The organism is Pseudomonas sp. S2_E02 (assembly GCF_054668355.1).
Map to the genome: position 1 here is coordinate 939,598 of NZ_CP162761.1, position 22,683 is coordinate 962,280.

Annotated in this window: 20 protein-coding genes and 1 pseudogene; 10 read left to right on the top strand and 11 right to left on the bottom strand. The window is 57.5% G+C overall.

The features are described 5' to 3' along the window. The first annotated feature begins 2 nt into the window (after window positions 1–2). The 4 genes and pseudogenes from AB4O01_RS04205 (at window position 3) to AB4O01_RS04220 (ending at window position 3,203) form a co-directional block, all read left to right on the top strand. Window positions 3–632, top strand: coding sequence for a DNA repair protein (locus tag AB4O01_RS04205; protein ID WP_460090769.1), 630 nt, complete (start codon window positions 3–5; stop codon window positions 630–632). Between the two features lie 17 nt (window positions 633–649). Then, entirely contained in the window at window positions 650–1,120 is a 471-nt protein-coding gene (locus tag AB4O01_RS04210; RefSeq protein ID WP_116254711.1) for a YbjN domain-containing protein, read from the top strand. Continuing rightward, window positions 1,117–2,064: a peptidylprolyl isomerase gene (locus AB4O01_RS04215; protein WP_257354887.1), complete on the top strand. Its 948-nt coding sequence runs from the start codon at window positions 1,117–1,119 to the stop codon at window positions 2,062–2,064. Before AB4O01_RS04210 ends, AB4O01_RS04215 begins: the two co-directional genes overlap by 4 nt. Before the next feature lie 157 nt (window positions 2,065–2,221). Continuing rightward, window positions 2,222–3,203 (top strand): annotated as a pseudogene (locus AB4O01_RS04220) (LysR substrate-binding domain-containing protein). A 466-nt stretch (window positions 3,204–3,669) separates the two neighbouring features. Here the strand turns inward: AB4O01_RS04220 and AB4O01_RS04225 are convergent. Further along, complete coding sequence (locus tag AB4O01_RS04225) at window positions 3,670–5,847, bottom strand: hypothetical protein (RefSeq protein WP_460090770.1); 2,178 nt, start codon at window positions 5,845–5,847, stop codon at window positions 3,670–3,672. Window positions 5,848–6,163: 316 nt separating this feature from the next. On the opposite strand from AB4O01_RS04225, the gene AB4O01_RS04230 reads away from it, so the two are divergent. Next, entirely contained in the window at window positions 6,164–6,682 is a 519-nt protein-coding gene (locus AB4O01_RS04230; RefSeq protein ID WP_257354891.1) for a GNAT family N-acetyltransferase, read from the top strand. A 1-nt stretch (window position 6,683) separates the two neighbouring features. On the opposite strand, the gene AB4O01_RS04235 is transcribed toward AB4O01_RS04230, so the two are convergent. The 5 genes from AB4O01_RS04235 to AB4O01_RS04255 all read right to left on the bottom strand — a co-directional run bounded on the left by AB4O01_RS04235 (window position 6,684) and on the right by AB4O01_RS04255 (window position 11,327). Then, a complete protein-coding gene (locus AB4O01_RS04235; RefSeq protein WP_460090771.1) occupies window positions 6,684–7,376 on the bottom strand; it encodes an aspartate/glutamate racemase family protein in 693 nt (230 codons plus the stop codon). Window positions 7,377–7,494: 118 nt separating this feature from the next. Beyond that, entirely contained in the window at window positions 7,495–7,944 is a 450-nt protein-coding gene (locus tag AB4O01_RS04240; protein ID WP_093433029.1) for a DUF2599 domain-containing protein, read from the bottom strand. Further along, the gene (locus tag AB4O01_RS04245) at window positions 7,944–8,876 is read right to left on the bottom strand and encodes a halovibrin HvnC (protein WP_460090772.1); all 933 of its coding nucleotides are present in this window, start codon (window positions 8,874–8,876) and stop codon (window positions 7,944–7,946) included. Before AB4O01_RS04245 ends, AB4O01_RS04240 begins: the two co-directional genes overlap by 1 nt. Window positions 8,877–8,914: 38 nt before the next feature. Then, window positions 8,915–9,862, bottom strand: coding sequence for a halovibrin HvnC (locus tag AB4O01_RS04250; RefSeq protein ID WP_460090773.1), 948 nt, complete (start codon window positions 9,860–9,862; stop codon window positions 8,915–8,917). A gap of 73 nt (window positions 9,863–9,935) precedes the next feature. Further along, window positions 9,936–11,327: a hypothetical protein gene (locus AB4O01_RS04255; protein WP_460090774.1), complete on the bottom strand. Its 1,392-nt coding sequence runs from the start codon at window positions 11,325–11,327 to the stop codon at window positions 9,936–9,938. 210 nt (window positions 11,328–11,537) lie between these two features. Here AB4O01_RS04255 and AB4O01_RS04260 point away from each other — a divergent pair, with 210 nt between their 5' ends. Next, window positions 11,538–12,029 (top strand): hypothetical protein, encoded by a 492-nt coding sequence (locus tag AB4O01_RS04260; protein WP_460090775.1) that lies wholly within the window; start codon window positions 11,538–11,540, stop codon window positions 12,027–12,029. A gap of 108 nt (window positions 12,030–12,137) precedes the next feature. Here the strand turns inward: AB4O01_RS04260 and AB4O01_RS04265 are convergent, their stop codons facing one another. The 3 genes from AB4O01_RS04265 to ccoN all read right to left on the bottom strand — a co-directional run bounded on the left by AB4O01_RS04265 (window position 12,138) and on the right by ccoN (window position 14,977). Next, window positions 12,138–13,073 carry a halovibrin HvnC gene (locus AB4O01_RS04265; RefSeq protein WP_460090776.1) on the bottom strand — a complete coding sequence of 312 codons (936 nt, stop codon included), beginning with the start codon at window positions 13,071–13,073 and terminating at the stop codon, window positions 12,138–12,140. Between the two features lie 239 nt (window positions 13,074–13,312). After that, window positions 13,313–13,531: a CcoQ/FixQ family Cbb3-type cytochrome c oxidase assembly chaperone gene (locus tag AB4O01_RS04270; protein WP_093433014.1), complete on the bottom strand. Its 219-nt coding sequence runs from the start codon at window positions 13,529–13,531 to the stop codon at window positions 13,313–13,315. Window positions 13,532–13,549: 18 nt separating this feature from the next. Then, window positions 13,550–14,977 (bottom strand): cytochrome-c oxidase, cbb3-type subunit I, encoded by a 1,428-nt coding sequence (ccoN, locus tag AB4O01_RS04275; protein ID WP_099759420.1) that lies wholly within the window; start codon window positions 14,975–14,977, stop codon window positions 13,550–13,552. Window positions 14,978–15,316: 339 nt separating this feature from the next. Here ccoN and AB4O01_RS04280 point away from each other — a divergent pair, with 339 nt between their 5' ends. The 4 genes from AB4O01_RS04280 to AB4O01_RS04295 all read left to right on the top strand — a co-directional run bounded on the left by AB4O01_RS04280 (window position 15,317) and on the right by AB4O01_RS04295 (window position 19,971). Next, a complete protein-coding gene (locus AB4O01_RS04280) occupies window positions 15,317–16,990 on the top strand; it encodes a nitrite/sulfite reductase (RefSeq protein WP_460090777.1) in 1,674 nt (557 codons plus the stop codon). Further along, window positions 16,987–17,466: a DUF934 domain-containing protein gene (locus AB4O01_RS04285; RefSeq protein WP_460090778.1), complete on the top strand. Its 480-nt coding sequence runs from the start codon at window positions 16,987–16,989 to the stop codon at window positions 17,464–17,466. The genes AB4O01_RS04280 and AB4O01_RS04285 overlap by 4 nt, the downstream gene beginning before the upstream one ends. A gap of 220 nt (window positions 17,467–17,686) precedes the next feature. After that, window positions 17,687–18,661 carry a hypothetical protein gene (locus tag AB4O01_RS04290; RefSeq protein WP_460090779.1) on the top strand — a complete coding sequence of 325 codons (975 nt, stop codon included), beginning with the start codon at window positions 17,687–17,689 and terminating at the stop codon, window positions 18,659–18,661. 635 nt (window positions 18,662–19,296) lie between these two features. Then, window positions 19,297–19,971 (top strand): DUF3313 domain-containing protein, encoded by a 675-nt coding sequence (locus AB4O01_RS04295; RefSeq protein ID WP_093433003.1) that lies wholly within the window; start codon window positions 19,297–19,299, stop codon window positions 19,969–19,971. Window positions 19,972–20,020: 49 nt separating this feature from the next. On the opposite strand, the gene AB4O01_RS04300 is transcribed toward AB4O01_RS04295, so the two are convergent. Both AB4O01_RS04300 and AB4O01_RS04305 read right to left on the bottom strand, forming a co-directional pair. Continuing rightward, a complete protein-coding gene (locus AB4O01_RS04300) occupies window positions 20,021–21,016 on the bottom strand; it encodes a DUF3829 domain-containing protein (RefSeq protein ID WP_460090780.1) in 996 nt (331 codons plus the stop codon). Further along, the gene (locus AB4O01_RS04305) at window positions 21,013–22,641 is read right to left on the bottom strand and encodes a J domain-containing protein (protein WP_460090781.1); all 1,629 of its coding nucleotides are present in this window, start codon (window positions 22,639–22,641) and stop codon (window positions 21,013–21,015) included. The genes AB4O01_RS04300 and AB4O01_RS04305 overlap by 4 nt, the downstream gene beginning before the upstream one ends. Between the last annotated feature and the right edge of the window lie 42 nt (window positions 22,642–22,683).

Below are 22,683 nucleotides of genomic sequence, written 5' to 3' on the forward strand. Positions count from 1 at the left end.
TTATGAAAACGCGATTTGTGTTGCTCGGGCTCGGGCTGTTGATTGCCACCGGGGTGAATGCCGAAGGCATGGAAGAGCGCCTGCGCACGCAATTGCGCAGCACCACGCAACAGTTGCAGGCCCTGCAAAGTCAGCAGGCCCAGGCCAGCGCCGCGCAACTGGCGGCGCAAAACGAAGCCAAGGCTGCGCAGGCGCAAATCAAGCAATTGGTCGCTGAACTGGCCAAGGCCAAAGGCGTCGCTGAGCAACTGGCCGGGCAGCAGCAGAGCCTGCACAGCCAGGCGCAGGCACAGGTAGCGGACAGCGCCGAGCAGACCGGCAAGTTCAAAAAAGCCTATGACGAGTTGCTGGTCATGGCCCGAGCCAAAGAGGCAGAACGGTCTAAGCTTCAAGCGCAATTGGCTGAACGTGACACACAAGTGCAGCAATGTTCAGTCAAGAATCAGCAGATGTACGGCGTCGCCAAACAGATCCTCACCGCCTACGAAAACATCGACGTGGCCGAGGTGATGAAGATCCGCCAGCCCTTCGCGGGCAGTGCCCGGGTCAAGTTCGATGAACTGGCTCAGGGGTTTGGCGACGACCTCTACAAGACTCAATTCGACGCGCCGCAAGCCGCGCTCACGCACTGACAAACAAGGAAGAAACAATGACTCAATTGATCAGCCACGTATCGCCAAAATCCCTGACCGAAGTCCTGCAAGCCGCCGGTTATCGCGTCAACGAAACCGAGCAGAACGGCATCGTCCAGTTGCTCAGCGCTAGCCAGGGCATTGGTTACGCCGTGCGTTTTGGTAATCCGGCGGTGGAGCAGGGCAGCTACGTCGATTTCACTTTCAGCTGTGCGCTGCGGGTGCAGGGTGAGTTGCCACAGGGTGTGGCCGAGCAGTGGAACGCGAGCCGTCGTTTTGCGCGGTTGTCGTTGCAGGGCGAGTTTCTGGTGATGGAAATGGATGTAGTGGTGGCGGCGGGCGTGAGCAACGATCACCTGCGCGGCAACCTGGAATTGTGGGATCGCCTGTTGCAGGAATTTATCGTTTATCTGCGTGATTTCACTCAGGCAGCGCAAGCATCCACTTCTAAAGCGGCTGTCGCCGAGCAAGAGGAAGTCGCGCTGTGAAGAAGCCAGCCATGGTGATCAGCGCTGCGGCAGTGGCGCTGCTGGTGGTGGCCGTGGCGCTGGTGGTGCGGCCGGGCAGTGACCCGGTCGCCGCCCAGCAATCGTCGTCCGTAGCGGCGGTTGCAACGGGGCCGGCGGTGGCGCGGTTGGGTAATCAGCAGGTAACCCCTGCGGAACTTCAGGCGTTGCTGGCTACAGTTCCGCCGGAAACCCGCGAACAATTGCGCGGCAATCGTGAGGCGCTGGAGCGCTGGATTCGCACACGTCTGGCCGAGAAAGCGGTGCTCGAGCAGGCCGATGCGCAGGGCTGGGCGCAGCGTCCCGAGGTTGCGCGGCAGACTCGGGCAGCGACTGAGCAGATCGTGTTCCGTGATTACTTGCGTTCGGTTAGCCAGGTACCGGCGGATTATCCGAGTGCGGCTGAATTGCAGCAGGCTTATGACGCGGGCAAAGCGAATTGGCAGACGCCGGCGTTGTATCGGGTCAGCCAGATTTTCCTTGGGGTGAATGATCCGCAAGGTCTTGAGGCTGTGCGCAAGCAGGCCACTGAGCTGAGCAAGAAAGCGCAGGCGACACCGGCGGAATTTGCTGCACTGGCGACGCAGTATTCGCAGGATCGCGTCACCGCTGAACGCGGCGGTGATAGTGGCCTGCAACCGTTGCAGCAACTGGTACCGGAGGTGCGTGGCGCCGTGGCGCGGCTCAAGGTTGGCGCAGTCTCTGATCCCGTCCAAAGCGCCGCTGGGTTCCACGTGATCAAACTCACCGAACAACAACCGGCGCGCGCCGCAACTCTTGATGAACTGCGCGATCAACTGACCCAGGCCTTGCGTGCTCAGCGTCAGGAACAGATCGCCCAAGCCTACCTGGACGGCATGCTCAACACCGCGACGCTGAGCATCGACGGCGCTGAACTCAACAAAGTCCTGGAGGAAAAACACTGATTTCACCTTCACCACAAACCCCCTGTAGGAGTGAGCCTGCTCGCGATAGCGGTGTGTCAGGTTAAGAAATGTCGACTGACACACCGCTATCGCGAGCAGGCTCACTCCTACAGGGAGCTGCGTTAAGACAAATACAAAGATCGACAGGGAGTCATCGATGTCATTCACCGAACCCGCAGGACGACCGGGCACCAACGATTACCACTGGCCGCACGACCACAGCGAACCTTGGCTCGCACACGCCGCCACCATCGACAGCGAAGTCGCGCAATACTTCCTGGTCAGCGCCCGCTGCGGTTGCTTCATGCAAGCCGCGCGCAGCCTCAACGTGCGCGCGACCTTGTTGCGCAAACAACTGGCCCAGCTCGAACAAGAACTGCAACACACCCTGTTCAGCTTTCAGGGCAGCGCCTTGAGCCTCACCCACGAAGGCCAACAGCTACAGGCCAAACTCATAGCGCTGGCCAACGAACGCAAACTGCCGGTGATCGAGCAACCATTGATCCGCCTCGCCGTCGCCGAATCGATCCTCCACGACATCCTCGGCCGCGATCTCATCGCACTGCTGCGGCGCAACGCCAGCGTGCGCCTGGAAATCATCGCGCTGGACAGCGAACTGTCGCTGCGTGCGGTCAGCGCCGACATCGTCCTCTGGCTCGCCCACGGCGAAACCCCCGCACCCCGGCCCGACCTTCGCCACCAGCGAACCGCAACCGCTGGCACGCCTCGACTACCTGCCACACATCGCCAAACGCTACTCCCGCGTCACCGCCCGCCCGGACACGCCTGATGACCTCGCCGACTTCATGCTGGTGCAATGGCAGCATGACCGGCAGGTCGACAGCTTTCGTCCGTGGAATGAGTTGGTTGAACAGCGGTTGGCCGGGGTGGTGCAGATGCAGTCTTATGAGTTGATGCTGGAGATGATTCGTTGCAGCGCTTGCATTGGGTTGTTGCCGGCGTATATGAGCCGGTTTGATCGAGGCCTGATTGCGCTGCCGGGATTATTTGAAGAACCTATGCAATTGCAGGCATGGCTGGCGGTAAACGCCGAGTCGCAAGCCCTGGCCGAGGTGCAAACCCTGGTCGACCTCATCCACCACACCTTCAACGAACGCCAGGAATGGTTTCAGGGTTGACTCTCCATTCTTCCGTGAAGAACGCGATTCGCCCGAACTGAACGAGCGAATCGCGAGCGCTTTTGTCAGCGCCAGGAGATGTTATCGAGAAAAAAGCCATTATTGTTAGGGGTGGTAATCTCTAACCTTTTAATGTTGGTGGCAACGGATGAGCATTTTTCTGTGCCGGTTTTGCCTGTAACCGGTAAGTTTAGGCGCTGCAAGAGTTTTCCGTTGTTGTCGAAAGTGCTGTAATAGCCTCCACTGAATAAAACCGAGTAACACCAAAATGAAATTTCCGAGCAAGTGCTTTTCAATTCAAACGTGATTACATCAACTGCGTTGCTTATACCAAGTACCAATAAGGCATGCCCCTCTATTTGTCCCGGGATGCCATGGCCAATGTAGGCAACAGAGAAGCCGCCCCTGCCTGGGATCGCAGACGTTATTAACATGGAAGATAGTTCAAGGCTATGAATGTTGGGGGTCAGGGGGCTTCATCAAAGTTCTCCTCTCCTGCTGTTTTTATCGTGTAAGAACGAACGGGGAGTGGCACCGCTTTGGTTTTATCGCTATTACCATCGAGACTGATAACACCGTTGATTTTTAGCGCGGTTCCATCTTTGAGTGCTTTCAACCATTCAATCGGTGCTTCCAGCGAGTAACCGTCAGCCGATTCGTTAGGTTCTCCATTACGGACATTCAGAGTGATCAGGTTCCCATTCTGATCCACACCTTCAAGGTCTACCCACAGAAGCAGACCTGCAGTCTGCAAAGGCACTCTCGCCGAGAGAATACGGGCGTCGGGTGCGAGTTTTAGCGTTTCCAGCATCTCGCCCGTTTCCCCGGCAATATTGGGCGTCGGCAACCGTGGATCATTCTCGGCAATGGAATTAATAACCAACGTCAAATCCGGCGAATCCCCCACCGGCTTGCCGCCACTGATCAACGTCCAATAAAACCTTCTACTGGTTCCCCTGCGCGCCACCAGAAACGCTGAATCAAGCGGAAAGTCAGCCTGGCTATTCGGATCAAGCGTCACCACTGGAAACGGCTCACTCCCAGGCAGCGGATCACGATCTTTGAGTTGCGCTTGTTGCCCCGGCAATGCTTGCGCAAACGCGACGCGCAAGGTGACACCTTGCTCGTAAGCCAGCACATCGATCGGATTGACGGCCGGTGCCAACAACACCGGCGGCTGCATGCTCACTACATTAATCGTATAGGCATCGGAACTCTGTCCCGCTCCATACAACTCCTTCGCCACGAAAACGTATGTTGTCTCGTCCAGCGCCGGAATGAGCAGCGTCCAGAGACCGGTGACGCCATCGACATCGGGTTTGCCGTGGGACACCTGCCCGCTGATTACCTCGACTTTTTCCCCTTTTTTCGCGACACCGGTCAGCGTGACAGCGGTTTCTACCGTATTACCGCCATCAGCAATGTTCTCTCCACTCGGTGAGCCAGTGATCAGTGAAATCACCGGTTTGTCATCGCCGACGGTGCCGCCAATCACGTCAGCTTTGGCCACTCTCGAGTCGCCAATGATTTCAAGGCCTCGTTTGAGCTGGTACGTTACTTGAATCTTGCTGCCCGAAACCACTTTGCTTTTTTCCAGTTTCATAACGCAGGGCAGCAACACGCCGAAGTTTTCTTCGAATATTCCATTCAGCTGCCATTGCGCATCGGGCTGGGTGGCCCGATACATCGCCACAACTTCATCGCCCTTTTTATGGATACCTGCTTTGGGGGGCACCACTACCAATAGTGAATCCCCGAGGATCTTGTCCAGATCTACGATCTCGGGCACATCCATGTCGTCATCAATGACTTCACGCAGGATCGCCTTGTCCAGAATCAACTGGGTAAGGTTGATGTCCGCTCGACTGATCTTCGACCAGCGTCGCTTGTGAGTAGCATTGAGTAGTTGATCGACCACGGTGTAGGAGAACGGGCAGGCATCCAGACTGCCGACCAGTTGAAACTTGTCTGAATCAATGAACAGAGGAACAGGTTTGCCAACATCCGCCGGTTTGACGGTGAAAGAGAACCGCTCGCGGCGGATCTCCAGGGTGATCCGGTCGTAGGCCTTCGTGTATGGATAGTCGACAGTAAGGGTGACGCCTTTCTCGACTTCATCCTTGCCAATTCGTGGTGGATCGCCAAGTTCGGGTGGAAAGTTGAGTTCAAGGTCAGGGTGTTCATCGCCATCGTCTTCCGGCACATCGTTGCCACCGGGCAGGGTGTCGCTGTACAGCACCCATAGCTCTGTGGAAGTCCCGGTGTTGCCGCTGGGGCGGTGCGTTTTATAGAGGATCTTGTTGACGACGTTGTCCAGCAAGTCGGTCTGGAATACATCAAATAAAAACTGTTTGTCGCGATTTTCGGGGGTGACCGTTGTGCTCTGGATTTCTTTTCCGTTGAGCCAGAAGGAGATGGCATTGATGTCGTCGCTGCTGTCGACCGGCGGTGGATCGATGCGCAGTTTCACTGCGCCCGCCAGCACTCCGTTGAGATTGAGCACGGGGAGGAACAGGTTCAACGGCACACCTTGCACGGGCACATCTGGCGGCGGCGTCGGGTCGCTGATTACATTTGTGGTCGCACCGTCGATTTGACCGGGATAGAGCGCTAGCACTGCGTTGTTCACTTTATCGTTTGTCATGAAAGCACCTTCCTTTGTCGGGCGGCCTGATACGCGGGACTGCCGGGATGGTTTGATCAAACACCTGAGCAGGACGTTTGCCTACTGTCAGATCTGACAGGTGCGGGCGGGTTTCTGACGAACGGTTGTATAGCCGGACTCGCTTCAGGGCTTTTACGCCGGCGAGCCTGCTCGTGAAGGTGCGGTGTCAGTCATTGAACATGTCGCTGACAAACCGCTGTCGCCATCAGGCTGGATGCCACATTTTGATATTCGCCAGACAGCGGTTTATCGGTTTAGAGTGGTCAGCCACACATCGATCCAGGAAGGATCCGCCATGCCAGACCACAACCCCGCCATCCACCTCGAGCGTTTCAACGAATCGCACATTGAGGGCATCACTGCGCTGTACAACGATCCAGCTGTGGCGCGTCAGGTGCTGCAGATGCCGTTTCAGTCCGTTGAGGTCTGGCGCCAGCGCCTGCTGGCGGACAACGAACGGGCGGTGAAGCTGGTTGCGCTGCATCAGGGTGTGGTGATCGGCAATCTGGGGCTGGAGGCTCATTCACGGATGCGCCGGGCGCATGCCGGCAGTTTCGGTATGGGCGTTGCGGTGGCGTGGCAGGGCAAAGGCGTGGGCTCGACGCTGTTGGCGGCGGCGCTGGAGGTTGCCGACAACTGGATGAATCTGCACCGCGTCGAACTCACCGTGTATGCCGATAACGAAGCGGCCATCGGCCTCTACCGCAAGTTCGGTTTCGAGGACGAAGGCCTGTTTCGCGATTACGCGGTGCGCGACGGGCAATGGGTCGACACCCTGAGCATGGCCCGCCTGCGCAATCGTCCGAAAGCCTGACTCACTCGCCCAGGGCGAACGCCACCGCCGACTGCGCATGCAGCTCGGTGGTGTCGAGCAGGGGCAGGGCGCTGTGTTCGGGTTTGACCAACATGCCAATTTCCGTGCAGCCGAGGATGATCGCCTGCGCGCCGCGTGCGGTCAGGGATTCAATGACCCGCTGATAGATTTGTCGCGACTGATCGCTGATCACGCCGACGCAGAGTTCGTCGTAGATGATCCGATGGACTTCATTACGCTCGGCCTCGTCCGGCACTAACACGGTCAAACCCTTGGCGACCAGGCGTCGCTTGAGGAAATCCTGTTCCATGGTGAATGCGGTGCCGAGCAATCCGACCGTGCGTGCATCTATGTTCAGAGCCGCCTGTGCGGCCGGTTCGGCAATGTGCAGAAACGGAATGCTGATCGCCGCCTGAATCTGTTCGGCGACCTTGTGCATGGTGTTGGTACACAGCACCACGCATTCCGCGCCGCCCGCTTCAAGCCTGCGCGCAGCATCGACCAGAATCGCCGCCGCATCGTCCCAGCGCCCGGCGTGCTGGGCCTGTTCGACAGGGCCGAAGTCGACGCTGTACATCAGCATTTGCGCCGAGCGCAACGGGCCGAGACGATCGCGGACTTGCTGATTGATCAGTCGATAGTATTCGGCGCTGGATTCCCAGCTCATGCCGCCGATCAGGCCGATGGTGCGCATTGAAGTTCCTCGGGCAATGGCCTGACGCGAGTGAAGACAGGCCTGCACCGAGTTTCCTTGGGTTAAAGGATGGATGCCAGCAGCAAAATAACTGTAACGATGAAGTTTTACGCAAGTGTCATGGTGCAGGCTCAGGTAACGGGATGACGTGATTGCAACCGGCGGCGAGTGTCTTGGCATATCCGACATCCGGACGCCACGGCTCGAGATTCCATTCGGGTTTATCGCGCGCGATCGCCAAGTGGCAAATCAGTTGGTGGCGCATGCCGTGGGTATTTTGCCAATAGCGGCTGTTGGAATAATCACGTGTCAACTCATCCCAAATAAAAGGCGTGGCTTCCGGGAGGGTTTTCCTGGCACAAGGTGTGGGTGTGATGGAAAAAGTCCATTCATATTCCCGATACACCCAATGCGCGCTCTGAATGTATTTTACGCAGCGCTCGACCGTCAGAATGAAGCTATCCGGGTCGTCCGATTTTGGCTGCGCATGAGCCGGCCAGCTCAACAGTGCCGTCAGGCCGATGGCAGCCATTGCGAACGTTGTAGAGATTGTGCGAACAGTGCTCATTATCTGATTTCCTGGTCTGCTGCGGAGTAGGTGAACGTCGCTGTACCGGTCGCGCTGGCGGCCAACTCCACGCGAATGATGGGAACGATCACCTTCGCACTGGTCGAGTTATAAAAATCCCGTTGGTTGTATTTCGCATCGGCGAGCTGCTTGGGATCGGTGCTCGAACCGAGGTAGAAGAACGCCAGGATGGGGAAGGTGTTTTGCTTGCCGGCAGGCCAGGTTTTGATAAGTATGTCGTTCCATTGGGCGAAGCCTGTTTGCCCTAACAAGCTCTTGGCGCGCAGCGATTGATAAAACGCCGGGCCGGCGAGCATGTTGCGTTCGTCTCTGACATCAAAGTCGCATTGACGCCGGTTTTGATCGCCAGGAGCGCCATCCCAAGCCGCTTTGAATTGCTCGCCGGTGGTTATGTTTGCATCCTGGCAGTGGCCACTCTTCGGGTAAGAAGGGTGAGCAACGCAAACGGCGGTTGCACTGCGATACCATCCATAAGAGTCCATGGGATACGCACATAGCACTGCTAACTGGTCAGTGCCGGCAAGCCTTTCCAATATCGGATACAGCATGTAGCCATTGGCGTTGCCCCAGGCCATTTTGCTGAAGTTGCTATCAGCACGCAGATAGGAGAAGTTGACTCCGCCATTTTTTACCGAGGTGGGACTCGGATCCCAGACTTTATAAGTATTGTTCGGGTCTTTTTCCGTAACCCTGATCATCACCCCTGAACATAGAAAGGCAGGTTGCGAATCCACTTTGTTGCAATTGGGGAACTTGCGGGCGTAGAGCGTCGTGAGATAAGTGGCGGTAGCCGGGCCATCCATTCTCTGGCTTTGCACTGCGCTCGCGTCGATTACATCAGGCGATTGCGATGCAGGCTGTGAGCATGCCGTCAACAAACCGATCAGCAAGAATGCGACTATTTTGTACATGATGATTTCCTTTTCCTTCAACTAAAGTTGGAATGGGCTTACTGGAGGATCACCTGATCGGCCTGTATGTAAGTAAAAATCGTGCCACTACTGGCAAGCGTCAGACGAATGATCGGTACGATGACTTTCGGATTGGTCGAGTTATAGAAATCACGCTGGTTGTACTGGGCGTCCGCCAGGCCCGCGCTGCCGTTTAAGTAGAAGAACGCCATGATCGGAAACCTGTTGGCAGGGAAGGACTGTTTACATGAAGTGGCAGGGTTGGCGCTGGTGGGGTCGCACCAGGTCTTGATCTGGATTTCGTTGTGATTCTCGTTGCGCGGATTGGGCAGCCCTCTGGCGCGTATGGATTGATAGAACGCCGGGCCGGCCAATGCATTGCGTTCATCCCTGACGTCAAAGCCGCATTGCCGTTGATTGGGGCTGCCGCCGGGCACTTTCCAGACTTCGTACCATTGTTCTGCGGTGGTCACGCCCGCGTTTTGGCATAGCTGGCTTTGCGCTGGATAGCTCGCGTGCGCTGCACAAGGGGTATAGCCACGGGTGTGACTCCAAGCGTCGTACGGGTAAGAGCACAGTATTTGTTGATCAAGCTTGTCTGTGGGCGCTTCGAATATCGGAAAGAGTATGTAGCCGTTGTTATAACCATAAGCGAAGCGTGCGATGTTGGAGTCTGCTCGCAGATAGGAAAATGTCACCATGCCCTGTTTTACCGAAGTCGGGCTCGGTTCCCAGACTTTATATTTGTTGTCAGGATCCTTGACGGTGACTCTGATTATGACGCCTGAACAGAGAAACGCAGGTTGAGAGTTTGAGTTGTTGCAGTTCGCGTACTTGCGGTCGTACAGGGTTGAAAGGCGTGCGGCAATGGCAGGCCCATCAATGCTCTGGACTATATTGGTAATGGTGGGCGCCGGCAGTTGCCGGGTGTCTTGGGAACAACCGAACAACACAGCGATTAATATGAAACCGATTATTTGGCGCATGATGATTTGCTCTTCACCGTTCAGGGTAATGAGAAATGTCGGTTTGATTGCGGTTGCCCTGCCTCGTAACTCGCTAGAGCCTCACCCTGAGGCACCATGAAAAGATCAGTGGCTCACTGGTCCCGGTACGTTTGAGCGTGTAGTTGAACATCACGTCTTTGCCGCGGTTCTCTGTGATCCACGCCGCTGGAATCGGGAAGTTGGTGTAAGACTCGTTGACGATGTCCACCTCGTCGCTATAGCGGGTGGTCACACCATGCAACGCCATACGCACTCTGTAGGGAGCTTCAAGTGTCGGGTAGTAAACCCTTAAATTGGTTCTGTCCGTATTGATCGTGGGTTGCCCTAGAAGGTGCTTCTGCTCGGTGAATGCCAGATTCAGATCGCGAGAGGGCTTGTCATCGGTAGTGCCGGGCAATCTGACCGTGTAGGTTACTTCTGCCCGCCCACCGCCCCCCATAGTGTCGATGACCTCCAGGCGCGGAATCTGGAAATGCAACGTTTCCCCAGGTGTTTTTACAGTCTGCACCTCAGTGGTGTAGGTGAAGTTGCGTCCGAGCCATTGGACTCTTACCGTTTGCCCTGTGTCGGAGCCTGTGTAGTTGACTTCTACCGTGGCGAACTTGGCTTCATAAAAATCCTTGATGAAGTTCAGTAGCGTGCCGCCGGACTCTTTCGCTTCCAGTACCTTGGGCCTGATCAGATCGAGCTCCGGTTGTCGGCGTAAGTGCACATCAATCAACGTGGTTTTTGACCAGATGGCTTGGGGGCCGGAAGAGTTGCCGAGTTGATCGGTGACTCTGAAACGCATGGCGAATTTGGGGTTGTCCTGCCAGAAGTCGATGGCGACCAGTTTCAATACCACGCTGCCTGCCGCTGCTTGCGCCGCGCTGACGACATGCTCTTTTTCCAGGCTATCGCAATAAAGCGTAATGATGTCCCGCTCGCGCATATGGATGTAACGCAGAGTCACATCCACGCCCTTTTCTGCGCGGCCGGCATCGATGCCGTCGGTGATGACATCGGCCGGAAGGCTCATGATCAGATTGGGATTGTCTCCACCCCCCGAAATCTGGTCACCGGGGCGCGGGGTGTAATAGAGCACTTTCAGCGCCTCCGAAGTTTCGGGATCCTGACCGACTCGGGTCACTTGCAGGCGTATCAGGTTGATGTCGTTTTTCAATAGTGCGGCAGGTAGATACATGTTGAACCGCTGATTCTCCTCGCCCGGCTGGGTAACCTTGTTGATCACCGCGACATCCGAGGTTCCGAGCAATATGCCTGCGTCGTCATAGGCGCTATGGTTGAGCCATGGATCGATTAGCAGTTGGAGAAAGCCACTGTTGTGCAACGACAGGGGAACTCCGCCATGTGGCTTTTCCGGATGTTGTATGGCTGTAACCCAGCCTGGAATTATCACAGGGGCGATGTCTTGGGGTTGTGTTTTACCGTTATCGACTGTCATGCGGCTTCTCCGGAACTCAAGCAACTCGAGGATTTATCTAAAACCCTCTGTCGCTGGCTGCCTACTGTCAGATCTGACAGGTGGAGGGGGCAAATCCTACCGTTCGTCTGGATTAAGCGTATGCGGAGCTTGAATCGGTGGTTAACCGTACGCCAGCACGTTGATCTGCCACTATCGGAGTTCGCAGGCTTTGAGCCGAGGAGTGCAACAATGGACGACGTACAACAACTGGGCGATATGCTTCGCCGCTATGCCGAGAGCGAAGCGCACAAGGCCCAACTGTTCGAGACCCAGTCGGCGGCGTGGGCCGCCCGGATCATCGAGTTGTTCGGCAACATTGAGCAATGGCTTGCGCCGGTACAAATGCCCAATCTGCTGGAAGTCAGCCGTGAGACGTATGTCGCGTTCGGGCCGGGCACGCCGGTGGAAACCTCGACCTTCAAGACGGAAAAGCTGAGCATCGTGATTGCCGGCAAACCGGTAGAGTTCGTGCCGGATGTGATGGGCAGCGCGGGGCAGATTTCCCTGGCGGTGATGGGCCTTACGGCGGCACGTTACGGCAGTATTTCCCTGGTGGGATTGGCAGACGGTGAGTGGCAGTGGCGCAAGACCAATGGGTTGAAGGATCCCGACACGTTTGTATTTGATGCAAATTTTCTGGCGCTGCAATTGCAGAGTCTGATACCGCGTGAACGCGGCTAGCACCATCGGCCTCGCTTGGTCCAGTCCTGCACACGTGACGAGGCCAATCTGGCGGTGACGCTACTGGCTGCGTTTGCAGTGCAGGCACGGTGAGCAGCACGGGCTGAATCAGGGTTTGATCAACTGATCCGTGTCAACGTACTGGAATGTTGCATCGTGGGCTGATGTGGATGGGGGATACAGACGGATCACCGGCACCCAGATTCTGGAAGTCGTGGAATCATAGAAATCCTTCTGATTGTCTCGGGCTTGAGATAACCCGGCATTGTCCCCCCCGGCGATATAAAAGAAGGCCATCAGAGGCAAGGTGTTTTGCAGGTTCTGTGGCCAGGTCTTGATCACGATTTCATTCTGTTCGGAGAAATGTGCAGACACTTGGCTCAACATTGTGCGGGCTCGTACCGATTGGTAAAAAGCCGCTGCAGCCGGCCTTCCGGTTGCCTCGGAAACGTCGAAGCCACATTGTCGAATGTGATGACTGTTGGGCGAGTTATCCCAAACGCTTTTCCATTGCTCGGCGGTGGTCACACCCGCACTTCGGCAACGCTGGCTTGTCGCGGGAAAAGAGGCGTGTGGACCACAGGGGGTGGTGCGGTTCCAGGTCCAGCCATCGATGGGAAAGGAGCACAAAACGTCCAGATCGACCTTGTCTTGCGGCGCACCGAAGATGGGGTACAACATTAATCCATTGCCTTTGCCCCAGGCCAGACGGCCGAATTTCGAGTCTGCCCTGAGGAAGGAAAACGATACTCCGCCGTTCTTGATTGAGGTTGGGCTTGGGTTCCATACGTGATGCGTTTCGCCAGGCTGCTTGTCCGTGACTCGAAGAATGATCCCGGAACAGAGAAAAGCCGGTTGATTGGCTGACTCATGGCAGTTCACGAATTTGGAGTTGTAGAGCTGGTTCAATAGCTCGACCACTTGCGGACCTGTCATTGCTACGTTTGGACTATTGCTGACACCTTGCTCGACCGGTGACTGGGTGGCGATGGGTGAGCAGCCTAATAGTGTTACAAGGAGCAATGAAAGGAGGGCGTTTCTCATCTTGGTGCTCCCTGGTTCTGACTGGTCAATACCGATGGTCATGTGGCAGTGTTTGGCAGCACGTTGGAAAACGATGCGCTATGAGTGCCGTCTCGTTAGCAACATAAAGACAAACCTGCCACCTGCCTACTGTCAGATCTGACAGGGAAAATACGAAAAATCTACCGTTTGTCGGAGGCGGACTGTCAGAGCAAAATGTGCAGGCAGCGAAGGGGAGGCCCCTCCGCTACTGATTCCTCTCACATTTCAAGATTGATCCAGCCTGGTTTGGCGTCTTCCGGCGCCACCGCTTTCACGGTTTTCCCGGTAGCCAGTTCAACCCGCCGCGCCACCTCGGGGTCATCGGCAAACGGCACCATGCTCGCTTCATCCAGACTGTCCGCCGTCTCCCGCCGCAAGCAGTACTCCACCGCCAGCCAAAGAAACATCACGCCCAACACATCAAAGAAAATCTCCATCACGCGCGACTCCCTGCCTCAGGCGATCTGCGCTTCACTGCGCGCCAGTGAAATGTCGGCCACCCGCACCGTGCGCCACACGTTGTAAGCCATCAACAACATCCCGGTGAGGAAGAACACCCCGCCGGCAAAGCGCACGATAAACCCCGGATGACTGGCCTGTAGCGCTTCGACGAACGAATAGGTCAGCGTGCCGTCCTCGTTGATCGCCCGCCACATCAGGCCCTGGGTGATGCCGTTGACCCACATCGAAGCGATGTAGAGCACCGTGCCGATGGTCGCCAGCCAAAAGTGCAGATTGATCAGCGGCGTGCTGTACATCTGCTCGCGGCCAAACACTTTCGGCACCATGTGATAGGTCGCGCCGAAGGTGATCATCGCCACCCAGCCCAACGCGCCGGCGTGGACGTGGCCGATGGTCCAGTCGGTGTAGTGGGAGAGGGCGTTGACGGTTTTGATCGCCATCATCGGCCCTTCGAAGGTCGACATGCCGTAGAACGCCAGCGACAGCACGAGGAATCGCAGGATCGGGTCGGTGCGCAACTTATGCCAGGCACCGGACAAGGTCATCATGCCGTTGATCATCCCGCCCCAGCTCGGCGCCAGCAGGATCAGCGACATGGCCATGCCCAGTGACTGCGCCCAGTCCGGCAGCGCGGTGTAGTGCAAATGGTGCGGGCCGGCCCAGATGTACAAGGTAATCAGCGCCCAGAAATGCACAATCGACAAGCGATACGAATATACCGGCCGATTGACCTGTTTCGGCACGAAGTAATACATCATGCCGAGGAACCCGGTGGTCAGGAAGAAACCCACTGCGTTGTGCCCGTACCACCACTGCACCATCGCATCGGTGGCGCCGGAATACACCGGATACGACTTGAACCAGTCCACCGGAATCGACAGGTGATTGACCACGTGCAACATGGCGATCACCAGGATGAACGCACCAAAAAACCAGTTGCCGACGTAGATATGTTTGGTCTTGCGCTGCACCACAGTGGTGAAAAACACGATGGCGTAAGCGACCCAGACCACGGCCATCCACACCGCGCCGGAGAATTCGATTTCGGCGTATTCCTTGGTGGTGGTGTAGCCCAGCGGCAGGGTGACCAGCATGATCACGATCACCGATTGCCAACCCCAGAAGGTGAACGCGGCGAGTTTGTCTGAATACAGCCGCACCTGGCAGGTGCGCTGCACGGCGTAGTAACTGGCGGCAAATTGCGCGCTGCCGGCGAAACCAAAAATCACCAGGCTGGTGTGCAGCGGGCGCAAGCGGCCGAAGGTGGTCCACGGCAGGTCCAGGTTCATCTCTGGCCACACCAGTTGCGAGGCGATAAAAACCCCCATCGCCATGCCCACCACACCCCAGAAAACCGTCGCGATAACGAATTGGCGGACGACCTTGTAGTTGTAAGCCTGTCCGATTGTTGCTGTGCTCATGGTCAGTTCATCCACGGTTGCAAAGTCTTGCCAGGCCACCCGGTCTGGCATGAGCTGCACTGTAGAAACCCCACCAGAAACAAAACAGGCTCAGGAATCTTTGATTTGTACGGATCAGATTGAAGGGCTGACTGCGGCGTTCTGCCGCGCCCTGATATGGTTTTTATGAGTTCAGGTGAATCTGTAACGTGCTGCGCCGCTTCGTCATAGTGCTCTGAAGAAAACTGTGGGAGCGAGCCTGCTCGCGAATGCGGTGTGTCAGGCAACTGCATTGTTGGCTGACACACCGCATTCGCGAGCAGGCTCGCTCCCACAGGAATAACTGATGAGGTGGCAGGCATGTATCGATACGATGATTACGACCGGGCGCTGGTGTTCGAGCGTGTTGCGCAATTCCGCGATCAGGTCGAGCGCTTCATGGCCGGGGAGTTGAGCGAAGAGGAGTTTTTGCCGCTGCGCCTGCAAAACGGCCTGTACATGCAGAAGCACGCCTACATGCTGCGCGTGGCGATTCCCTACGGCACGCTGAGCGCCGAGCAGATGCGCACACTGGCGAGCATCGCCAGTGATTACGATCGTGGTTACGGCCACTTCACTACGCGACAGAACATGCAGTTCAACTGGATCGAACTCGCCGAGGTGCCGGATATCCTCGAGCGTCTGGCGCAGGTCAACATGCATGCGATCCAGACCTCCGGCAACTGCGTGCGCAACATCACCACCGAGGCGTTCGCCGGGGTCGCGGCGGACGAACTGATCGACCCGCGCCCATTGGCCGAGATCCTGCGGCAGTGGTCGACGATCAACCCGGAATTCCTGTTTCTGCCGCGCAAATTCAAGATCGCCATTTGTTCGGCGAAGCAGGATCGCGCGGCAATCATGATGCACGACATCGGCCTCTACCTTTACCCCGGCCGCGATGGGCAGATGCTTCTGCGAGTGATCGTCGGCGGTGGTCTGGGGCGCACGCCGATCCTCGGTTTGCAGATTCGCGAAGGCTTGCCCTGGCAGCATTTGCTGTCCTATGTCGAAGCGGTTCTGCGCGTGTACAACCGCCACGGCAGGCGCGACAACAAGTACAAGGCGCGGATCAAGATTCTGGTCAAGGCACTGGGTATCGAGGTGTTCGCCAAGGAAGTCGAAGAGGAATGGCAACACCTCAAGGACGGCCCGGCGCAGTTGACCGAAGCCGAATATCAGCGGGTCGCCAGCGCCTTCGTGCCGCCGGTTTATCACACCCTGGCTGACACCGATCTGGACTTCGGCACGCGCCTGGCCGAAAGCCCGGCGTTTGCCCGTTGGGTCGCGCGCAATGTGCAACCGCACAAGGTGCCGGGTTACACCAGCGTGGTGCTGTCGACCAAACCGGGCATGGCTTCGCCGCCGGGGGATGTCACCGGTGTGCAGATGCTGGCGGTGGCGGACTGGTCGCAGCGTTTCGGGTTTGGCGAAATTCGTATTGCCCATGAGCAGAACATCGTCCTCCCTGACGTGGCGAAAACCGACCTCTATGCGCTGTGGCAACTGGCGTGTAAACACGATCTGGGCAGCGCCAACGTCGGCCTGCTGACCGACATCATTGCCTGCCCCGGTGGCGATTTCTGTGCACTGGCCAACGCTAAATCGATCCCGATTGCCCAGGCGATTCAGGCACGCTTCGACAACCTCGATTACCTGCATGATCTGGGTGATATCAGCCTGAATATTTCTGGGTGCATGAACGCCTGCGGCCACCACCACATCGGCAATATCGGCATCCTCGGTGTCGATAAAAATGGCAGTGAGTGGTATCAGATCACCCTCGGCGGCGCCCAGGGCAAAAACAGCGCATTGGGCAAAGTCATCGGCCCGTCGTTCAGCGCCGCCGAGGTGCCACAGGTGATCGAGCGGATCATCGGCACGTTTGTGCGCTATCGCGAGCACGAGGAACTGTTTGTCGACACCGTCGCGCGGATTGGCCTGGAGCCGTTCAAGGAACGGGTCTATCCGAAGACGCTGGAGGCGGCGGTATGAACAATCTGTTGCGGCTGGAGCAGGGCGTAGCGCGGATAGTGACAGACGATCCGTGGACGTTGGTGCGCGAACCATCGACGCTAAGGCCGGAGGGTTTGCTGATATTGCCGCTGATGCATTGGCTGGAATCACCGTCGACTCATGCGGTGTGGCTCGGCCCCGACGATGAGGTTGAAAGTCTGGTGCCGTGGCTGGCCTCTTTACCGCTGATCGCACTGGATTTTCCGAGTTTTCGCGACGGGCGTGCTTACAGTCAGGCGTATCTGCTGCGCAGTCGGTTCGGCTGGGCAGGGGAGTTGCGCGCGATTGGCGATGTGCTGCGTGATCAGCTCAGCCATATGCGCCAGTGCGGGTTCGACAGTTTCGCGGTGCGTGAGGACAAATCGGCTGAGGATGCACTGAAAGGATTGGCCGGGATGAGCGTGCTGTATGGGCGCTCAGTCATCGAACCACGTCCGTTGTTCCGGCGGCGCTGACGCTTGAAAAGATCGCAGCCTGCGGCAGCTCCTACATGAGTTCAACTGTAGGAGCTGCCACAGGCTGCGATCTTTTGATCTGGCTTTTACCACCGGGGAAACCCCTAGAAACCTCCTGAATCGGGCATTTTCCCTTGGGTCGATGGTGGCCTTTTGGTAGAGTCGCCGTCGCCAGCGGGTTTTCGGCTGGACGATGGAACCGAAGAAGGGAGTCTGATCAGTGAGTCCGGGCAAAAAAATCCTCGGCCTCACAGCGTTGCTGTTAATGGTGACGCTGTGGGCCAGTTACTTTTATGTATTCAAGGAAAACCGCGACGGCCAGCTCGGCGGCGTCGGCGAAAGCACCGCGTGGTGTGGCACACCACCGACTACGGAAGCAGCGCTGCTGGGCAAGGACCAGTTGACCTTGCGCGTCACCAATAACCTGCGCGGCGAGTTCATGCTCAGTGGTTCCCTGGTGGTTTCCGAACGCACCTTCAACCGCTACGACCTCGCTCGCAATGAACTGCGTTTGCGACTGGAACCGTTGCAGTGGTCATTCGGCGTCACGCCGATCTTCCTTGAGCAGGTCAAGGTGCAGCCGCTGAGCCGCAACCTGTCGGCCACCAACAAAAGCGCCTACGCCGAACTTGAACCGCGCCCGATTGGTGTCCAGGGTCAGGTTACCGAATTCCCTTTCGACAGCTATCGCTACGGCTATAAACCGGTGCTCTATTACCTCAAGGGCAGCGAGCGCATCGACCTGCGCTTCAAGAACATCACCACGTTAATGGAGATGTCCAACACCTTCACGCCGATCCAGAAGTACAACCGCGTCGACTACATCAACGAGAAAACCTCGATGATCCGCGACGAGGATTACAAGGCTTACGGGCCGCACGAATGTGCGTTCAGCGTTGAGCGCAAAGGCTCGTTCAAGGTTGTGGTGTTGTTGCTCCTGCTGGTGTTGTGCCTGCCGTTATTGCTGGTGTTTTACCGCAATGAACCGGGGATCGACTTCCTTGCCACGCTGTTGGGCGCCGCGATCGTGCGGGTGCTGCTGATCGGGCCGGTGCAGGATTTTCAGCTGTACAACATCGACTTCCTGTTGGGCGCGGCGATTTTGCTGGTGGGCACGGTATCGTTGATCAAGGCGATGCACATCAACAGCCGGCGGGAGATGGCGTTGCGCAGTGGTGAGACTTCGTCCTGGTAACGGGGTGAACCCCTGAAAAGCCCCTCACCCTAACCCTCTCCCGGAGGGAGAGGGGACTGACCGAGTTGTCTGGCGAGCGACACCGACGTGAAAGACCGAGTCGATTATGGATTCAAAGCCAATCGTTCACGTCGGTGCATCTCTCGAATCTCCCCCAATCGGTCCCCTCTATCTACCTCTGAGAGAGGGGACTGACCGAGGTGTCTGGCGAGCGACACTGACGTGAAAGACCGAGTCGATTATGGATTCAAAGGCAATCGCTCAAGTCGGCGGAACTCTTGAATATCCCCCAATCGGTCCCCTCTCCCTCTGGGAGAGGGCTAGGGTGAGGGAAGACAATATCCAGCCGGTCACTTAAGCGCCGGATCCCCCATGTTCATCTTCTTCCACCCCTGCAACAACACTTGCGGGCGTTCTGGCTCAGCTTGTTCCAATGCAGCGGATTCTTGAAGCTCACCAATAGCCAAGAGCTCGATGCAGCATTGCCGGATGCTCGACGTCTTTCAAATGACGCTTGTGATCCGCCGCGCAGCCTTGCGTGAATATTGTGCTGTGCAATCGCAATTACTGAAGTTTTAGCTATACCTGTAATTCCCCCGGGCAAAGTTTTTCGGCCTTCTGACAGGAGTTACAGCATGAAGCTAGCAGTGATGATGGGCACTCTGTGCATTGCCACCGTCGCAATGGTGGGTTGTTCCAGCAAAACCGTCGACCCGAAAGAGTACTCAGGATTCCTCAAAGACTACAGCCAGCTCAAGGAGGCCAAATCCCCGTCCGGTGCCGAGGTGATGCGCTGGATCGATCCAAAGGTCGACGTCAGGAAATTCACCAGTGTGTACATCGAGCCGACTCAGCTCTACCCGAAACCGCAACCCACCGCGAAGATCTCCCAGCAAACCCTCAATGGCATCACTTCCTACTACGATCAGGCGCTCAAACGTGAGATCGGCAAAGACTTGCCGTTGGCCACCGGTCCTGGCCCGGGCGTGATTGTGGTGCGTGCGGCAATCACCGCCGTGAGCAGCTCCACCGAAGGCCTGCATGCTTACGAGGTGATTCCGATTGCGCTGGTCGCCGCTGCGGTCAGCACCGCCAGCGGTATTCGCGATCAGGAAACTACGTTGGCCACCGAAGCGGTGTTCCTCGATGGCGCAAATAACAAGGTCGTCGCGCAAGTGGTGCGCAAAGGCACCGGCAAACCACTGGAAAATGATTCGCAGGCAATGAGCACCAACGACGTCAAACCCGTCATCGATGGCTGGGCCTCAGACCTGCGTCAGTCGTATCTGAAGCTCAAGAAAGCCAAGTAAGCGCACGAGGCCGGATTGTCCGCGAGGACCGTCCGGCCTGTGCACACCCTCAGAAATTGGCGCGTGCCTGGCGGTTGTAGTGGCTGAGCAAGGCGTCGTAGCCACGGGTGACGGCGTAATAGTCGTCGCTCAAACGTTGCGGTTCGGCGCGGTCCTGCCAATCCCTGTGCAGGGTGTTCAGTGCTTCGAGATAGTGCTGCGCAGGCTCACGGATGTGTCGCCACAGCTCGCGCGCATCATCGTCTTTGTTACGGAAACCAGGCTCACGCGGGCCGATGAATGGCCCACCGCGATTCCACGCCTGTTGCAGATCAGCGGTGGTTTCGGCCACGGCTTGAGGGGTCAGGGTGCGATGCTTCATCCCGTCCTCCAGCCGCTCCAATGTCTCTCGGGCCTGAATCATATACGCCAGTAGAGACCAGTGGATCTCCTTGCCTACGCGTGCCTCAAGAAGTTTGAGCTGTTCGGATCGCTGCGCGATGTCCAGTGGCAGCAGTTCTTCTCTCAAGGCAGTCGATGCGCTGAGATAGGCATTGCTGGCGGTCTGAATTTGCGCCAGAACTCGCGGTGTCTGGTTGAACGGGACGACAAAGAAGCTCGCACTTTTATCGAGTCGAGTCGGTGGCGAAATCACCGATGCCCACTTCAGTGCTTGCGCGTAGTCACGGACTTTCTGCGACAGCGCTGGCTGGTAGGCCAGCAGCTCGAGCTTTTCGTTGATATCCCGCAGGCAGGTATCCTCCTGGATGTCACGCACAGTGAAGGCATCACTGTTATCGAAATCCTGAGGCTCGGAAATATACTTTCCGAACGCATCAGCGGTTGGCCGCTGATGTTGGTTTTTGTCGTAGGCGTTGCGCCAGTGCACATCGACACGGTTGACGCAGGCAATGACCGGACTCAACGCGTTGGCCTGTGCGGTCACCACTGAGTCGCGCTGATCAAGCCACAGGTCGAGCTTCAGGAACGGTCGGGTCGCGCTCGACAGCCCCATCACCACCAGAACGACCACGACGCCGCTGACAAACATGAATCTCGACGTCATGGCCGTGCCTCCGCGGGATACCACTGCTCGCGGGTGGCCGGAGCGCCGCAATCGAAAGAACTCGCCGGCAACCGGCTACACAAACGCTCCGCCCAGGGTTGCAGACCCTGATTGCGATTGACCGTGCCTTGGCTGGCGGCCACTTTGAACACACCTAGCACCAGCACCAGGGCGACAACGCCGAGTAGCGTCAGGCCGATTTTCACCGGCAGGTTGGTCTTTTCCCAGGACGTGTGTGGCTTGACCTGACGGCGACGAATCAAACCCACGCTGGCCAGCGTGGCCGCATAAACGACGCCAGCGATGGGGCCGAAAAACCAGCAGAGTCCGGCCACCATCAATGCGCAGGGAATCAGATCGCGTAGTACGCCGAACGGCGCAGCGTCCTTGGCAAAACCCGGCCACAACCGCGCGCTGAGGCGGTCATCCAGCAGCCAATGGGTGTGCGCCAGTTCGTGCGTCAGCCAGTTGATACCCGCAGCGATCACGCCAAACACGATTGTTGAGGTCATGACGATATTGATCAGCCCGGTGACGCGCAGCCCCAGCGGGATGAAATGAGTAAACGCACCGATCAGACAGGCCAGCACCACGCCAACGTAGGTCGGCCATTCGCCGCGTTTCAGTTCCCAGTCGCGCCAGAAAAACGCGGTGCCCCCGGGCATCTCTGCGCAGACCTTCGGATGATTGGCATACAGCGCCGAACTCAAATGTCGGCAATGCTCCCAATCTTTCTCACGCAGGCGTCTGGCCAATGCGCGACGCTGGTTGAACGGGCCGCTGCCGAGCAACAGGCGGGCGGCGCGGTGTTCGGCGGTGGCGGGCGGCTCTTCGGCGAGTTGACGCTGTTGCGCGATAAAAATCGGAGCTTCATGGCGCGCGACCAGACGTTTCCATTCATCTTTCGGGCAACGGTTGGCCGGACCGGAATGCCAGCCCTGGCCCGCGCAGACCTGCTCGAAAATAGTGGAGGACCAGTATTCGCTGTCCAGCAGCAATCGACTGAGGAACAGGTTGAACCACAGCCGGTGCACTTCAGCGTCGAGCCAGAGGTATTGCGCGCACTGTGCGTAGGCCTGCAAAAAGGCCGCACTGTCCTCACGTTCGAGGGCATCACGCAGCGGTCGAGTCATGCGTTCCCGCTGGTGATCGAGCAAATGTTCGATGGATTCCTCGTCCAGTTCCAGCCGCTGCCAGGCACTGAACCAGTGATACGTCTGCACCGCCCAATCGACCATCGGCGCCGATGTATCCGGGTGCTCGATGCAATGCTGCAGCAGGGTCTCTTCGAGGATATGCGCGCAACCCTGCTCAACGGCGAGGGCATGGCGCTGTTGCAATTGTGCAAGGCTGGTGTCGGCCAGCGAGCGCGTCGCCTGCTGCAAGGCGTCGACTTCGACTACGGTCAGACCGGTCAAATCCCAGGCGTCTTCATCAGCCCCGTGGTCCTCGCTGGCCTGCGCCCATTCCTTGTAATTCAGGGCTTGCTCATAGGCGTCACGCAGGCGCTGGAAGCCCTCGGTGTCTTCGTCCGGACGGGTCTGTTTGAGCAGGGCAGCGTATTGGCGTTTGATACTGCGCGTATCGGCGTCGGCCGTGAGGCCAAGGACGGTCCAGCAACTCATTGCGTGTACAACTCCATGAAAACCTGCGACGCGGTCCAGTGA